Origin of the sequence: Actinoplanes sp. NBC_00393 (genome assembly GCF_036053395.1) — a bacterium.
In the GTDB taxonomy this organism is placed as follows: domain Bacteria; phylum Actinomycetota; class Actinomycetes; order Mycobacteriales; family Micromonosporaceae; genus Actinoplanes.
The window spans coordinates 9,213,705-9,229,237 of sequence record NZ_CP107942.1 but is presented as its reverse complement, the minus strand read 5'-3'; the positions used below and the strand labels follow the sequence as shown (position 1 = coordinate 9,229,237).

Below are 15,533 nucleotides of genomic sequence, written 5' to 3'. Positions count from 1 at the left end.
AGGCCCGGCAGCCGTAGGTCGCTCCTGAACGACAGACCTACATCAAGCCCCGGGCTTCCCCGCCCGGGGCTTGATGCTGCCCGGGCCGGGTCGTCGACCGGGGCGCCAGCACCCGAGGAGCAGGACATGACCGCCGACGTGATGGACCAGGCAACCGGCGCGGGCCAGGAGCCGGCCGCCGAGAAGATCCGGGAGATGCGCGACCGGATCAACGAGATCGATCAGGCCATCATCGACCTCTGGCTGGAACGTGCCAGTCTCTCCCAGGAGGTCGGTAAGACCCGGATGGCCAGCGGCGGCACCCGCCTCGTGCTGGCCCGGGAGCGGGAGATCGTCGAGCGTTTCCGCAACGCGCTGGGCCCGGACGGCACGCAGGTCGCCCTGCTGCTGCTCCGCTCCGGCCGCGGCCCCCTCTGATCAGGCCTGGAAACAGCGCTGCCGGGCCCGATGACGGGCCCGGCGAGGCGCACAGAAATTCAGTTCAGCAGCAGGCGGTCAGCGCTTGCCACCGAAACCGTCGCGGTGACCGAAGCGGTGCTTGTCGTGGCCACGGAAGTCGTGCCGGTCGTGGCCGCCGAAGTGGCGGAAGCGGTCGCGCTCGACCTTGAGGACGACCATGCCGCGGCGGAAGCCGAAGCGCACCGGGTCGCAGTCGTAACGGTCCCACTTGCCGACGAAGTCGCCGATCCGGCCGGCCCGCTCGCAGGCCCGGTAGGTCCGGTAGAAGCCGGCGATCCGCTCCCGGCCGAAGTCCTGCTTCACCGAGGTCTTCGACGGCTTCTGCGCGGTCGTCGCGCTGCTCTCGGCCGCCAGCGCCGGCGCTCCGATCGACGCCCCGGCCAGCAGCCCCAGGCCCGCCATGGTCAGTGTCCGCATCACCTTGTTCATCGTCTTTCCCTTCCTCGGGTTGTTGTTCCCTCCGTGGTTAAGACGATGACAGATCGGACAAATAACTCTAAGTACCCATACACATACTTTCGGTCAGATGCTGATGATCTAGTGGCCGAATCCGGCCTCGAATGATCCATTTCGGCCGTCCCACCGACACCCGGCCAATTCGGCACGTCGTTGGGCAGGATGCGGCGCATCCTGCCCATGCGAAAGGGCCGGGAGATCAGCGATCTCCCGGCCCTTTCGCGGTATGTCAGCGCCCGTGCACCACGTCGCGGATCTCCGCGAAGTGACACGCGCTCGGGTGCGGCGAACGCTCCCGGATCTGCAGTACCGGGTCCTGCTCGGCGCAGATGCTCTGCGCCTTCCAGCACCGGGTCCGGAAGCGGCAACCCGACGGCGGGTTGGCCGGCGACGGCACGTCACCCTCCAACACGATCTGGTCGCGGTTTCCTCGCAGGCGCGGGTCCGGCACCGGCACGGCCGACAACAGAGCCTGGGTGTACGGGTGTGTCGGCTGGTCGTAGATCTCGGTCTCGTACCCCTGCTCGACGATCCGGCCGAGGTACATCACGGCCACCCGGTCGGCGATGTGCCGAACCACCGACAGGTCGTGCGCGATGAAGATGTACGACAGCCCGAACTCGTCCTGCAGCCGCTCCAGCAGGTTGATGACCTGCGCCTGGATCGACACGTCGAGCGCGGACACCGGCTCGTCGCAGACGATGATCTCCGGCTTGAGCGCCAGGGCCCGGGCGATGCCGATGCGCTGGCGCTGACCGCCGGAGAACTGGTGCGGGTAGCGGTTGATGTGGTCGGGGTTGAGGCCGACCGTGTCCAGCAGGTCCTGCACCGCACGCTCGCGGCCCTTGCGCGGGACCACCTCCGGGTGGATCTCGAACGGCTCGCCGATGATGTCGCCGACCGTCATCCGGGGGTTGAGCGAGGTGTACGGGTCCTGCAGCACCATCTGGATGTTGCGGCGGGCCTTGCGCAGTTCGTTGCCCTTGAGCCGGACCATGTCCTGCCCACGCACCATGATCGAGCCAGCGGTCGGCTTCTCCAGGCCGACCAGCAGTTTCGCCAGCGTGGACTTGCCGCAGCCGGACTCGCCGACCACGCCGAGCGTCTCACCACGGCGCAGCTGGATGTCGACGCCGTCGACCGCCTGGACCGCACCGACCTTCGTCTTGAAGACGATGCCCTGGGTGATCGGGAAGTGCTTGACGAGACCCTTGGTCTCCAGGACGACGTCACTCACCGAGAACCTCCCGGAAGAAGTGGCAACGGGAAGTACGGTGCGGCGCCACGGCGTACGCCGGCGGCGCCGGGTCCTGGCGGCACGGATCCTTCGCGTACCGGCAGCGCGGGTTGAACGCGCATCCCTTCGGGATGTCGGTCAGCGCCGGCGGCAGGCCGCGAATGACGTTGAGCTGCTGGCCCTTCATGTCGAGCCGCGGGATCGACTCGAGCAGCGCCCGGGTGTACGGGTGAGCCGGCCGCGAGTAGATGTCGTAGACACCGGCCTCCTCGACGACCTTGCCCGCGTACATCACGGAGATCCGGTCGGCGACGTCCGCGACCACGCCCATGTCGTGCGTGATCAGGATGAGGCCCATGTTGCGCTGCTGCTGAAGCTCCGCGAGCAGGCCCATGATCTGCGCCTGCACGGTGACGTCGAGCGCCGTGGTCGGCTCGTCGGCGATCAGCACCTCCGGGTCGAGCGCGAGCGCCATGGCGATCATGACGCGCTGGCGCATACCGCCGGAGAACTGGTGCGGGAAGTCGTTCGCCCGGGACTTGGCGGCCGGGATCTTGACCTGCTCGAGCAGCTCGATGGCCCGCTTGCGGGCGTCCGACCGGGACATCCCGCGGTGCACCCGGAACACCTCGCCGAGCTGGAACCCGACCGTGTAGACCGGGTTCAGCGCGGAGAGCGCGTCCTGGAAGATCATCGCGATCCGGTTGGCGCGCACCTTGCGGCGCTGCTCCTCCGGCAGGGTGAGCAGGTCGACCCCGCGGTAGCGGACCTCGCCCTTCGTGATGAACCCGGGAGGGCTGTCCAGGATGCCCATGATCGCCTGGGCGGTCACCGACTTGCCACAGCCCGACTCGCCCAGGATGGCGAGGGTCTCGCCCGGGGCGAGCCAGAAGTTCGCACCGTTGACGGCCTTGGCGACGCCGTACTGCGTGCGGAACTCGACGTGCAGGTCGTTGACCTCGAGCAGAGGTGCGCGCGGATCGACGCCGGGTATGGCGTCCATTTGCGCCTTGATATCAGTCACAGGGTCACCGCAACTTCGGGTCGAAGGCGTCGCGGATGGCGTCGCCCAACATGATGAAGGCCAGCACCGTCAGGCCGAGGAACGTCGCGGGCCAGACCAGCGGCGCCGCCGCCACCCGGGCCGTGCCGGTGGCCTCGGAGATCGCGATACCCCAGCTGATGGCATCGCCCTTGAGCCCGACACCGAGGAACGACAAGGTCGCCTCGACGCCGATGTTGACGCCCAGCAGGATGGTCAGCACGACGATGAAGGCAGCGATCGAGTTCGGCAGGATATGCCGCAACATGAGACGTCCGGAACCGGCGCCGAGCATGCGGCCCGCGGCGACGTAGTCCTGGTTCTTCGCCGAGATCACCGCGGACCGCATGACACGGGCTCCGGTGGTCCAGGTCAGCAGGCCCAGGGTCAGGATCACCGCGATCAGGCCGTCGTCGTTCGGGTCCGAGGAGAGCCGCGAGGACAGCACGATGCCGGCGAGCAGGAACGGGATGGCCAGCATGATGTCGATGAAGCGGGACAGCACCGCGTCGGCCCAGCCGCCGAAGAAACCGGCGGAGAGACCGACGGTCATGCCGATCACACCGGCGATGAAGGTCGACACGATGCCGACGATGATCGAGTTCCGAGCACCGTAGACGGTCCGCGCGTAGACGTCGCAGCCCTGGAAGTCGAACCCGAAGATGGCGCTGCCGCTCGGGCCGGCGAACTTCCGGCTGAGCGCACAGTCCTCCGGGTCCGCCGAGGTGAACAGCGACGGGAACGCCGCCATCAGCAGAACGATGAACACCAGGACGATGGCCACCCAGAAGATCTTGCTCCTGCGCAGGTCCGCCCAGGCGTCGCTGGCCAGGCTGCGCGGCTTGTCCTGCCTGCCGCGCCGTGGCCGGGGCTGATCCGCCAGGCCGGTCGGGGCTTCGGCTGCGGTAACCGAGTTCAAGTCACTCATAGCGGATCCTGGGGTCGAGAGCGGCGTACAGGAGGTCGACGAGCAGGTTCACGATCAAGAAGATGATCACAAGGGCGCTCACGAAACCGACCACCAGCGGACCGTCCTCGGTCCGGATGCCACGCGCAAGGTTGAAGCCCACACCGGGGATGTTGAACACACCCTCGGTCACGATCGCGCCGGCCATCAGGTTGCCCAGGTCGACACCGATCAGGGTGATCACCGGGATCAGCGAGTTACGCAGCACGTGCACGGAGATGACCCGCTTGAAGGCCAGACCCTTGGCCTTGGCGGTACGCACGTAGTCGGCTCGCAGGTTCTCGGCGACCGAGGTCCGGGTGACTCGTAGCTGTGTGGCGAAAACCGAACTCGCCAGCACGAGCGCCGGTAGCAGGAGTTGCCAGAGGCCGGGATCAGCGCCGGAGGTCGGCGGGAACCAGCCGAGCTGGATACCGAAGAGCAGCTGGGCGAGCGGCGCGATGACCACGATCGGCATCGACAGCAGCACCAGCGTGAAGACCAGAGTGACGTTGTCGAAGGCGCCACCGCGGCGGATGGCCGAGATGACACCGGCAACGATCGCGAAGACGGCGGCGATCACGGCGGCGAGAACGGCGAGCCGGAAGGTGACCGGCCAGGCCTGCTCGAGCATGTCGCCGATCTGGCGCCCGGTGAGTGACTGACCGAAGTCGCCGGTCAGCAGGCCCTTCATGTAGTACCAGTACTGGACCAGGAAGGGCTCGTCCAGGTGGTAACGCTCGGTCAGCGCGATGCGCTGACTCTCGGAGATGGGTCGTTCGCCCGCCAACGCCTGGAGGGGGTCGTCCTGGTTGGCGAACATCAGCGCGAAGACTACGAAGGTGGCACCGAAGAAGGTGAGCACCATTTGTAGTAAGCGCCGCACGATGTAGCGGAACATTCGGGTTTAGCCTCTTCCGCGGAAGAGCGCCGGCCTCGTGAGCACGGCGACGATTAGGGTGGGATCAACAAAGCGGTGGCGCCACGGTCGCACAAAACCCGTGACGCCACCACCGTTCAAGCGGATGTATCAGCTGACTACTTCGACCTTGTAGATGTTGATCTTCTGGAAGAGGTCCACCTCAACGTTGGTGACCTTCTCCGAGTAGCCGAAGACGTTCTGGCCGACGCGCAGCGGGATGACCGGCATCTCCTTGGCGAGGATATCCTCGGCCTCCTGCCACTTGGCGATCGACTCCTCCGGAGTCGCCGCCTCGGAGCCGGCCTTCACCAGGTTGTCGAACGTCGGGTTGCTGTAACCGTAGTAGTTCGACGAACCACCGGTGCCGTACAGCGGGCCGAGGTAGTTCTCCATCAGCGGGTAGTCCATGATCCAGCCGAGGCGGATCAGGCCGACCGGCTGCTTCTTCTCGACCTTGGTCAGCAGGTCGGCGAACTTCGGCTCACCCTGGCCGGTGCAGTTGACGCCCAGCGAGGCCTTGATCTGGTTGCACGTGGCGTCGACCCAGGCCTTGTGGCCACCGTCGACGTTGTACGTGATCTTGATCTCCGACGGGCCCTTGGCGTTCGTGTAGAGCGTCTTGGCCTCGGTCGGGTTGTACTCACAGTTCGCGCCACAGGTGTTCGGGCGGTAGCCCGCGACGACCGGGGAGACGAACGAGGTCGCCGGGGTCTGCGAGCCCAGGAAGACCTGGTCGGTGATCTCCTGGCGGTTGATCGCCATCGAGATCGCGCGGCGCACGTCGACGTTCGAGAACTCCTTCTGGAACGTCGGGAAACCGACGAACTGGAAGACCGAGTTCGGGCTCTTCTTGAAGCGGTCGCCCAGGTCGGCGGAAGCCTTCGCGAGGCTCTCGATCGGGATCTGGGTCTGCACGTCGAGGTTGCCCGCCACGAGGTCCGCGTACTGGGCGGTGTCCTCCTGGTAGATCTTCCAGGTGATGCCGTCGACCTTCGGCACCTGGCCCTTGAAGTCCGCGACCTTCTCCACGACGATCTGCGAGTCGTGCTCCCACTTGCCCTTCATCTTGAAGGGGCCGTTGCCGATGATGGCGTCTTCGAAGCCCTCGGCGAGAACGCCGTCACCCGAGAACGCGGCCTTCGGCAGCGGGTAGAAGACGGTGTAGCCGAGCAGCGACTTGAAGCCGGCGAACGGCGCCGAGAGCTTGACGGTGAAGGTGGTGTCGTCGACCACCGTCAGACCGGTCAGCTTCTTGGCCGCGGGCTCGGGCGCCTTCTTCGGGCCCTCCTCGCCGTCCGGGTCGGTCGACTGCATCGCGTCGAAGCCGTCGATCCTCGTGAAGAAGTACGAACCGCCCTGGCCGTTGGGCCCGTAGGCGCCGTAGTTCCAGGCGTCGACGTAGTTCTGCGCGACGACAGCCTCGCCGTTGTGGAAGGTGAAGCCCGGCTTGAGCTTCACGGTCCAGGTGGTGTTGGTCGGGTCGGCGGTGATCGACTCCGCGGCGACCTCGACCGGCTTGTTCTCCGCGTCGAAGTCGACGAGCGGGTAGAACAGCGACGAAAGAACCTCCGCACCGTTCGACTCCGTCGTGTTCGACGGGATCAGGTGCTGCGGTTCGCCGATACCGACCGAAATCGTATTGGAAGTAGCGGCCGAGTCATCGGACCCGCCGCCACCGCAACCGGCGGCCAACAAGGCGATGGCGGTCGCACCGACCGCCATCTTCCATGGGCTTTTCCCAGGCATGGGAGTGCCTCCTTCAGGGGCGCTCACGAGGGGTTGTGTGAGTAGCTGCCACTGTGACACAGGGGCACGGAAACCTTTGAGCGCCGTTATCAAGCCGATATTAGCCGTTTACGTCCCGGCGCAGACCCAAAGATCGTTCTTTCGGCAGATCTGACCGTCCTGACCTGCAGGTACTCCCGGGCGTGCCCGTTCGGCCACATAACGCAGCCGTACAGACTGATGCGAAACTCGCTTGACGGACCCTAGACCAGGCGCCGGTCAGCGGCCCAGCGTGACAGCTCGTAGCGGTTGCTCATCTGGAGTTTGCGGAGCACGTTGGAGACGTGTGTCTCGACTGTCTTGATCGAGATGAACAGCTCTTTCGCGATCTCCTTGTACGCATACCCCCGGGCGAGCAGCCGCAGCACCTCGCGCTCGCGGTTGGTGAGCTGGTCCAGCTCCGGGTCGGCGACCGGCACGTCCGGCCGGGACGCGAAGGCGTCCAGCACGAAGCCGGCCAGCCGTGGGCTGAAGACGGCGTCACCGTCGGCCACCCGCTTCACCGCGGCGGCCAGCTCGTCCGGCGAGATCGTCTTGGTCACGTAGCCCCGGGCGCCGGCCCGGATCAGGCCGATCACGTCCTCGGCCGCGTCCGACACGGAGAGCGCGAGGAACTTGACCTGCGGATGGCTGCGCCGCACCGACTCGAGAACGGCCCGTCCCCCGCCGTCCGGCATGTGCACGTCGAGCAGCACCACGTCGGGTTGAACCGCCGCGATCCGGCTGATCGCCTCGCTGACCGTGCTGGCCTCTCCCACCACCTCGACGTGCACACCGAGCTCGGCGCGCACCCCGGCGCGGAACATCGCGTGGTCGTCGACCAGGAAGACAGTGAGCCGGCGGTCCTCCGGCTGTGCCACGGGCTCGGTCATCGTGCCTGCTCCTTACCGGCGGTCACGCTCTCGTAGACGGGGAGCATGAGCCGCACCTCGGTACCGTCGCCGGGCGCGCTCCGAATCTCGGCGCGCCCGCCATGTCGCTGCATGCGCCCGATGATCGACCCTCGTACGCCGTGGCGCGTCTCCGCCACGCCGCCGAGCTCGAAGCCCGCCCCCCGGTCCCGGACGAAGACGCTGAGCTCATCCTCCTCCACCTCGGCGTAGAGCGAAACAGTCTGTACGCCGGCATGCCGTGCGGCGTTGACGAGCGCCTCCCGGGCCGCGGCGACCAGCGCCATCACCCGCTCGTCGGACTGGGTGTCACCGACCACGACGGTCTCCACGGTGATCGCGTACGTGTCCTCGACCTCGGCGGCGGCCTGCTCCAGCGCGGCGGCGAAACGCTCGGTCGGCGACCCGGTCGGCCGGTAGAGCCAGTTGCGCAGGCTGCGTTCCTGCCCGCGGGCGAGCCGTTGCACCTCTTTGATGTCGGCGGAGTTGCGCTGGATCAGCGCCAGGGTATGCAGCACCTGGTCGTGGATCATCGCGGCCAGCTCGGCCCGTTCCTGTTCCCGGATCCGGCCCTCGCGCTCGGCGCGCAGCTGTCCGAAAGTGCGCCAGACCAGCGGCGCCACCACGACACCGACGCCGAGCAGACCGACGAACGCGAAGATCACGCCGTTGAACACGGCGGAGAGCGACTCGGTCGGTGCGTACACCGCGATCACGCCGATGATCCCGACCGCGACCAGGATGCCGCCGCCGATGAAGCGGAAGACGAAGGAACGCCGATCGTTCTCGGACACGAAGGCCGCGAACCACGGCGCTGCGGCGATGTTGTTGTCGGCGCCCTGGTCACGGCGGCTCGGATCGGACTGGTGCCAGATCACGCCCGCGCCGACCGCGATCACCGCGATCATCCAGCCGGCCGTGGTGGCCACCTGGTCGTCGAAGACCAGCGCCTGGAGCAGGACCACACCGAGGCCGATCGCGGCGAACGGCATCAGGGCGGCGAAATCGCGACGGGTGGGTTCCTCGTCGTCGCGGGCCTCCTGGGGGAGCACCGCCCAGAACGCCGCATAGAGAAGAAGGCCGAGGGCGTTGAAGCCGAGCAGGACGACGAGCGCGATGCGCACCGCCAGCACCGGCAGGCCGAGGTGGCGGGCCAGGCCGACGGCGACGCCCGCGACGATGCGGTGGTCGCGCGGCCGGTACAGCCGGCGCGGTTGCGGCGGGGCAGCGGTAGTCACCCTCCGATCGTCACACGTGGGACAAGCCCGAGCCACGGGGAACTCCCCCGGGAAACCGGCCCCCGGATCTCAGGGTGGCCTCAGGGTCGGTTCCGGAAGCGGCTCGGGTCGTTCGGGCAGCACGATCGAACCCATGAACGACGAAGCTGCCGAACCCCGCGGACCTTCCACGCCGGGTGCCGGTCCCCAGGGCGAGCCGGCATCGTCCGAGCAACCCACCGCTGACCAGGCGACCACGGCCCCGCCGCCGCCCGGCGCGAACTTCCCGCCGAACGCCAACGTGCCGCCCTGGCTGGCCAACGCCGGTGCGGCCTTCGCCCGCCAGCAGCTGGTGCGGCCGCGCAACGGCCGGTACGTCGCCGGCGTCTGCGGTGCGCTGGCCCGCGCCACCAACACCGACCCGGTGCTGTGGCGGGTGCTGCTCGCGGTGCTCGGCATCCTGGGCGGCACCGGTGTCCTGCTCTACCTGATCGGCTGGCTGATCATCCCGTCCGAGGGCGACACCGCCTCGCCGATCGAGTCGCTGCTCGGCAAGGGGCAGTCCGGGATGGCCCCACTCTCCGTGGTGCTGCTCGGCGGCGCCGCCCTGCTCACCTTCGCGTTCATCGTCAACTCGGGGGCCCGGGCCAGCATGCTCGCCGCCGCGGTGATCATCGGTGCGTTCCTGCTGATCAAGCGAGGCGGGGTGCCCGGGCGCGAGGGCGCCGCGTTTCCGTCTGCTCCACCGCCGACGACGCCGGCCCCGCCGCCGCCTGCCACGCCCGTTGCTGAGGAGCCGACGATGGCGTTCACTCCGCCGCCCCCGGCCGCACCGGCCGCAGAACCGGTGACCGCGCCGCCGGCGCCGCCCCGCTACGAGCCGCCGACCGGTGGCTTCCGGCCGCCGTTCGCGCCGCACGGGCCGTACGCGAGTGCTCCGCCCGCAGCGCCGCCGCCGCCCGCACCGCCCAAGGTGAAGCCTCCGAAGCCTCCGAAGGAGCGCTCGGTCCTGGGCCGGCTGACCTTCTTCGCGGTCCTGCTCGCCATGGGCGTGCTGGCCGTGCTCGACATGGCCGGGGTGAACGTGGCGGTCTCCGCCTACTTCGCCGTGGCGCTGGCGACCATCGCGTCCGGCCTGATCATCGGCACCTGGTTCGGCCGGGCCCGGGGCCTGATCGCACTCGCCCTGGTGGCCACCTTCGGACTGGCCGTCTCGACCGGTGTGGAGCGCTTCGGCGAGGACTTCACGCCCAGCGTCTACCGTCCGACGAGCCTCGCCGAGGTCGCCGACCGTTACGACTTCACCTTCGGCAACGTCACGCTGGACCTGCGGCAGGTCGACTTCACCGGCCAGCAGCAGACCACCGCGGTCACCATGAAGCTGGGCCAGCTGCGGGTGCTGCTGCCGCCGGAGGTGGACACCACGGCGGACGTCCGGATCGACGGCGGGCGCACCCTGCTCTTCGGCGACGAGTTCAACGACCCCGGCAGCCAGTCGGTCACCAACCTGGGCGCCGACGGCACCGGCGGCGGGACCCTGCTGCTGGACATGCACATGGAGGCCGGAAACCTGGAGGTGGCCCGATGAAGCCGCATCGGATGGACGCGGTCTCGCTCAGCTTCGGGCTGCTCTTCCTGGCCGTCGTGTTCTGGTGGGCGATCTCCCGGGTGGTCACGCTGCACCTGCCCGCGGTGGGCTGGATCGTCGCCGGCGGTCTGATCTTCTTCGGCATGGTGGGGCTGCTCGGAGCGATCCGGTCCGGCCGCCGTGAGGTGCCCGCGCCGGTCACCGCGGAGGCCCGCATCGAGACGCCGGGCGACCTCCCGCCGGAGATGCACGCCTCGATCGTGCAGGAGCTCCTCGACGACCCGGGTCACCGGTTCGCCCGGGAGCACCCGGAGGACGCCAAGGATCAGCCGAAGCGGGACTGAACGTGTGCCATGCCCCGCCCACGGGTCATTGACCGGTGGGCGGGGCAATATGCTCGCTGAATGACCCCGTATCCCGCCGTGTCCACCACGCCCGTACCCGGCGTGGGTGCCCGGGCCGCCCGTGCCTTGACCGCCGAGTTCGCCCGGCAGAACGCGCCCACGTCCGCACTGCTGGTCGGCGCCGATCACGCGTCCGCCGTGGTGGCCGCCGCCGTCGAGGCGCTCCTGCCCGGCGACACCCTGACCCTGGTCCCCGGTGAGCACAGCAGCACCGACCTGCTGCGTGGTCACATCACCGGCCTGGGCAGCTGGATCGCCGACCGGGTGAAGGTCGTCGAGTCGCTCGACGAGGCGCAGTCCGCCGACGTGGTGATCGTCGGTGAGCCGCTGACCGGCACCGCCGAGGAGACCCGGGCCCTGCTCGACCAGCTCGGGAAGTACCTGGCCGACGGCGCGGTCCTCTCGGTCGCCACGCCGGCCGCGCCCGGGCGTACCGCCGGGGCCGCCGCCGAGCTGTTCCGGCAGGGCGCGCTCTTCGGTGTCGGCTCCGACCTGGTCGTCCGCAACCAGCCGCCGCTGCGGGTGCACAAGCTGCGCTTCAGCCCGGCTGAGGTCTCGACCGCCGCGACCCTCGCCCCGGCGTACCGGCCGTCCAGCGTTCCGGTCACCCGCACCATGCACATCGACTCCAACGGCGTCGCCGCGGCCGGCATCGCGCTCGGCCTGGCCTTCCTCGCCCGCCGGGCCCGGCCGAAGTCCAAGCTCTGGCTGCTCCCCGCGGTCGCCGCGGCCCCGGTCGCCGCCTTCTTCCGCGACCCGGAACGCGACGTGCCCGCCGACCCGTCCGCCGTCGTCGCGTCGGCCGACGGCAAGGTTCTCTCGGTCGAGCGCATGCACGACGAGCGTTTCGGGCCCGGCGAGTTCCTGCGCATCGCGGTCTTCCTGTCCGTTTTCGACGTGCACGTCAACCGGTCGCCGGTGGCCGGCCGGGTCGCCGACTACTTCGTCGAGGAGGGCGGCTACGCCAACGCGATGACCGCGGCGGCCGAGCACAACGTGGCGGCGTACACGGTTCTCGACACCGAGCAGGGCACCGTCGTGGTGGCTCAGCGGACCGGTCTGATCGCCCGCCGGATCGTGCAGCGCGCGCCGGTCGGCACGCTGCTGGCCAAGGGCGAGCGCTACGGCCTGATCCGTTTCGGCTCCCGCACCGACATCTACCTCCCCGCCGACAAGGCCGAACCCCTGGTCAGCGTCAGCGAGCGCGTCGTCGGAGGCTCCACCGTCGTCGCCCGCTGGAAATAAAACCGCAGAGGGGTACGCGTCACGCAAAGTCCCCGCTCACCCAAGCGGCCGAGCAGCCACTCCAGGCCCTAGCGCCCGCGCCGGGCTGATGCGTCGGTGGGGCTTGCACGGGGCCTCGCTCGGCTCGGCGCGCGCAGCGAGAAAGGGCCGCCTCCCAGTGGGAGGCGGCCCTTTCATATGGTCAAAATCAGACGCGCTTGGCCTTCATCCACAGGATCGGGCCGCTCACCAGGTAAGTGGCGACGATCAGGACGAAGGTCATGCGGGGCTCGACCAGCGCGCCGACGATCGGGAGGAGCCAGAGCCACGGCGGGAGCTTCACGACGCGGGCGAGCTTTGCGTACGGGAAGCTGGAGACCATCGCGAAGGCCAGCAGGGCGACGCCGGCGAGCAGGGCCATGCCGGGCAGCGGCAGGCCGATCAGCACGGCCAGGGCCAGCACGGCGGCGGCCATCGTGGTGGGCACGCCGCAGAAGAAGCGGCCGTCCTTCGGCGAGACGTTGAAACGGGCCAGCCGGATCGCGGCGCAGCCGGCGACCAGGGCGCACGCGATGGCGGCGGCGGCCGGCGGGACCGAGTCGGCCAGCGACGCGTACACCACCACGGGGGCGGCGAGGCCGAACGAGCACATGTCGGCGAGCGAGTCCATCTGGGCGCCGAACGGGCTGGCGACGCCGAGCTTGCGGGCCAGCGCGCCGTCCAGGCCGTCGAAGACGACGCAGGCCACGAGGCAGGCGGCCGCGAGTCGCGGCTCACCGTCCATGGCCAGGAAGATCGCGAGCAGACCGAGGCCGAGACTGGCCAGGGTGCACGCGTTGACCAGGGCAAAGCTGACACGCCGCGACATGGTGTGCTCACCGGGGAGCAGGGGTATCGGAGCCGGCACCGAGTCTTCGGCGGCGGGCACATCCACAGGAACTCCAGGCGCGGGAATCGTCACGACCCGCACCGGTTCCGGCCCGGTGTAGAGCACCTCGGCCCGAGTAGCGGTGGCGGCGCGCCCTGTCTCGGCGGAGCGGCGGCCCACCCGAACCATCAGGGCCTGCCGCGCGAGAGTCCCGCCGCGACGCAGCCGGCCAGCCCAACGACGCCCGGCGGGACGGGGACTATCCGTCGTACGACGCCGGCGCCAAGGGGTACTCGGCACGTGGTTCCTCCATGGAGTTCGGTGTTCCGCCAGTCACGATCATGAAGACCGGCGAAATTGCGGGTTACACCGTCGCACAGCCGGACGGTTTTGGCGAGAGGGTGAACGATCCTGAGGTGCAACGACGAGGGCCGTCGGTTTCATCCCTCCCGCGAACCGGCGGACCTTCCCTCAACCTTCCGTCCAACGATTTTAGCCCGTCTGCTCCAGCGCTTCCCGGCTCAGCTCGGTGAGCGGCAGGTTGCCGAGCTCCGACCGGGTGAACCAGGCCGCTTCTGCGGTTGATCCACCGGCCGCTTCGGTAACCGCCGCGGTGGTCGGTTCGTCAATCCGAATCCGGTATGTCACCCGGATCACGTGCCACTGCAGCGGCACCCCTTCCGGACCGAGGGCGGCCGGGTCGTACCGGTGGCTGACGCCGATCAGTCCGACGATCCGGCCCTGTTGCGACGTCTCCTCGTAGAGTTCGCGGGCCACGGCGCGCTCCGGCGTCTCCCCGAAATCCGTGCCGCCGCCGGGCAGATGCCACAGCCCGGCACCCGGATAGCCGTCGGCGATGCGGGTCAGCAGGACCCGTCCGGCCGGATCGGTGGCCAGACCGTACGCACCGAACCGCTGGACCTTGCCGGGCGGCCGCTCCACCTCACCGGCGGGCAGGTCGTCGGCGATCCCCGCCGGGTCGTCGAACCGGACACCGAGGATCCGGGCCGTGAACGGGAGCAGGGGACGCGCCGCCACCTCCGCCGACGGGACCCATTCGACCAGGTCAGTCGTGCCGGACACCTCGGACCGCAGGTCCCCGCCGGTCACCTCGATGTCGTAGATGATCCGGTCGGTGTGCTCGATCGAGCCGTCGGGCAGCGAGGCGAGGTCCGCCAGCACGGCGCGCAGGCCGCTCACGCGTACCCCGATGCCGGTCTCCTCGGCGAACTCCCGGACGACCGTGTCGTCCGGGTGCTCACCGTGATCGATGCCACCGCCCGGCAGGGACCAGACGCCGGGGAACGCGCTGGCGTCCGATCCGCGGGTGAGCAGGACCCGGCCGTCCGGGGTGCGGCAGACGCCGTACGCCGCAGCCCTTCTCTTGATCTTCACAGTGCTTGATTGCTCCGCTTCGCTTCGCGGCAAAACACCTTGTAACCGGTGAGGAGACAGGTGATTTCCCGCCGTCCGCAAACCCCGCGGCCGTCGGGAAATCACTTGCCTCCTCACCGGCGGCGTTTTGCGACCGGGCCTAGATTAGTCGCGCTGCCCGCAAGGCCTCGGCGGTGACTTCGGTGAGGCGGTCGGCGGCGATCTCGGCGACCTCCTTGAGCGGCCACCACTTGGCCTCGTCGGTCGAGCCGCCCACGTCGTGGATCATGACCGGGCTGGGGTTGTCGACGACCACCCGGTAGAAGGCGCGCACGCCGTGCCAGTCGATCGGGTAGCCCTCGGGGCCGAGCGAGGCGGCGTCGCGGTGGCTGGCCACGCCGAGCAGCTCGACGAGCCGGCCCTGCTGACCGGTCTCCTCGACGAGTTCGCGGATCAGCGCGGTGCCCGGCTGCTCGCCGTAGTCGGTGCCGCCACCGGGCAGGTGCCAGCAGCCGGCGCCGGGATATCCGGGCGAGATCTTGGTGAGCAGCAGATTCTCGTACGGATCGGTGGCGATCGCGTAGGCCGCGAAGCGCTGGGCCCGGTGCAGACCGTCCGGCCCCCGGTACGCATAGAAGGAGGGGAAGTCCGGCACCTCCTCCGGCCGCAGGTCGGCGGAGGCAGCGGGGAGCCCGAGCGCGGCCGCCGTGAACGGGCGCAGCCGCAGCCGCTCGGCCTCCTCCAGGGTGTGCCAGCGCGCCAGGTCGGTGGGGTGGCCGACCCGGTCGATCAGGTTGCCGCCGCGTATCGACACCGAGTAGATGAGCCGGTCGGTGTGGATGGTGACGCCTCGGTGCGGCAGCGAGCGCATGTCCGCCAGGACGTCACGCAATCCCGAGACGGCGACGGAGAGGCCGGTCTCCGCCGCGGTCTCGCGGACGACGGTGTGGTTGGGATCTTCGCCGTGGTCCACGGCGCCGCCGGGCAGCGACCAGACACCTGGGGTGCCGGATCGGGACGAGGCCCGGACCAGGAGGACGCGGCCCTCGCCGTCGCGGGCGACGGCGTAGGCGGCGATCCTGCGGAGCGGTTCCAGTGCGGGGGTCACGGGCGGCATTCTG

General features: G+C 69.2%; 15 protein-coding genes. 4 read left to right on the top strand and 11 right to left on the bottom strand.

Features of this window, described 5'->3' with window-relative positions; genetic code table 11:
- Nucleotides 1-126 precede the first annotated feature (126 nt).
- Nucleotides 127-417, top strand: coding sequence for a chorismate mutase (locus OHA21_RS42795; protein WP_328465142.1), 291 nt, complete (start codon nucleotides 127-129; stop codon nucleotides 415-417).
- A gap of 78 nt (nucleotides 418-495) precedes the next feature.
- Here OHA21_RS42795 and OHA21_RS42790 read toward each other — a convergent pair whose 3' ends face one another.
- The 8 genes from OHA21_RS42790 to OHA21_RS42755 form a co-directional block, all read right to left on the bottom strand.
- Nucleotides 496-888, bottom strand: coding sequence for a hypothetical protein (locus OHA21_RS42790; protein ID WP_328465140.1), 393 nt, complete (start codon nucleotides 886-888; stop codon nucleotides 496-498).
- A gap of 256 nt (nucleotides 889-1,144) precedes the next feature.
- Nucleotides 1,145-2,152, bottom strand: a complete 1,008-nt coding sequence (locus OHA21_RS42785) for an ABC transporter ATP-binding protein (protein WP_328465138.1) — start codon at nucleotides 2,150-2,152, stop codon at nucleotides 1,145-1,147.
- Nucleotides 2,145-3,155, bottom strand: coding sequence for an ABC transporter ATP-binding protein (locus OHA21_RS42780; protein ID WP_328465136.1), 1,011 nt, complete (start codon nucleotides 3,153-3,155; stop codon nucleotides 2,145-2,147). Before OHA21_RS42780 ends, OHA21_RS42785 begins: the two co-directional genes overlap by 8 nt.
- Nucleotides 3,156-3,180: 25 nt before the next feature.
- Nucleotides 3,181-4,122, bottom strand: a complete 942-nt coding sequence (locus tag OHA21_RS42775; protein ID WP_328465134.1) for an ABC transporter permease — start codon at nucleotides 4,120-4,122, stop codon at nucleotides 3,181-3,183.
- Nucleotides 4,115-5,041: an ABC transporter permease gene (locus OHA21_RS42770; RefSeq protein ID WP_328465132.1), complete on the bottom strand. Its 927-nt coding sequence runs from the start codon at nucleotides 5,039-5,041 to the stop codon at nucleotides 4,115-4,117. The genes OHA21_RS42775 and OHA21_RS42770 overlap by 8 nt, the downstream gene beginning before the upstream one ends.
- A gap of 129 nt (nucleotides 5,042-5,170) precedes the next feature.
- A complete protein-coding gene (locus OHA21_RS42765; RefSeq protein ID WP_328465130.1) occupies nucleotides 5,171-6,808 on the bottom strand; it encodes a peptide ABC transporter substrate-binding protein in 1,638 nt (545 codons plus the stop codon).
- A 242-nt stretch (nucleotides 6,809-7,050) separates the two neighbouring features.
- Nucleotides 7,051-7,719 (bottom strand): response regulator transcription factor, encoded by a 669-nt coding sequence (locus tag OHA21_RS42760; protein WP_328465128.1) that lies wholly within the window; start codon nucleotides 7,717-7,719, stop codon nucleotides 7,051-7,053.
- The gene (locus tag OHA21_RS42755) at nucleotides 7,716-8,975 is read right to left on the bottom strand and encodes a PspC domain-containing protein (RefSeq protein ID WP_328465126.1); all 1,260 of its coding nucleotides are present in this window, start codon (nucleotides 8,973-8,975) and stop codon (nucleotides 7,716-7,718) included. The genes OHA21_RS42760 and OHA21_RS42755 overlap by 4 nt, the downstream gene beginning before the upstream one ends.
- Before the next feature lie 133 nt (nucleotides 8,976-9,108).
- Here OHA21_RS42755 and OHA21_RS42750 point away from each other — a divergent pair, with 133 nt between their 5' ends.
- Genes OHA21_RS42750 through OHA21_RS42740 form a run of 3 tightly spaced genes read left to right on the top strand, consistent with a single transcriptional unit; the run spans nucleotide 9,109 to nucleotide 12,191 of the window.
- Complete coding sequence (locus tag OHA21_RS42750) at nucleotides 9,109-10,542, top strand: PspC domain-containing protein (RefSeq protein ID WP_328465124.1); 1,434 nt, start codon at nucleotides 9,109-9,111, stop codon at nucleotides 10,540-10,542.
- Nucleotides 10,539-10,886 (top strand): hypothetical protein, encoded by a 348-nt coding sequence (locus OHA21_RS42745; protein ID WP_328465122.1) that lies wholly within the window; start codon nucleotides 10,539-10,541, stop codon nucleotides 10,884-10,886. The genes OHA21_RS42750 and OHA21_RS42745 overlap by 4 nt, the downstream gene beginning before the upstream one ends.
- A 60-nt stretch (nucleotides 10,887-10,946) precedes the next feature.
- Complete coding sequence (locus OHA21_RS42740) at nucleotides 10,947-12,191, top strand: phosphatidylserine decarboxylase (protein ID WP_328465120.1); 1,245 nt, start codon at nucleotides 10,947-10,949, stop codon at nucleotides 12,189-12,191.
- 187 nt (nucleotides 12,192-12,378) lie between these two features.
- On the opposite strand, the gene OHA21_RS42735 is transcribed toward OHA21_RS42740, so the two are convergent.
- The 3 genes from OHA21_RS42735 to OHA21_RS42725 form a co-directional block, all read right to left on the bottom strand.
- Nucleotides 12,379-13,263 (bottom strand): CDP-alcohol phosphatidyltransferase family protein, encoded by an 885-nt coding sequence (locus tag OHA21_RS42735; RefSeq protein WP_328478900.1) that lies wholly within the window; start codon nucleotides 13,261-13,263, stop codon nucleotides 12,379-12,381.
- 267 nt (nucleotides 13,264-13,530) lie between these two features.
- Nucleotides 13,531-14,433, bottom strand: a complete 903-nt coding sequence (locus tag OHA21_RS42730; protein WP_328465118.1) for an NUDIX hydrolase — start codon at nucleotides 14,431-14,433, stop codon at nucleotides 13,531-13,533.
- Nucleotides 14,434-14,572: 139 nt separating this feature from the next.
- Nucleotides 14,573-15,520 (bottom strand): NUDIX hydrolase, encoded by a 948-nt coding sequence (locus tag OHA21_RS42725; protein WP_328465117.1) that lies wholly within the window; start codon nucleotides 15,518-15,520, stop codon nucleotides 14,573-14,575.
- Between the last annotated feature and the right edge of the window lie 13 nt (nucleotides 15,521-15,533).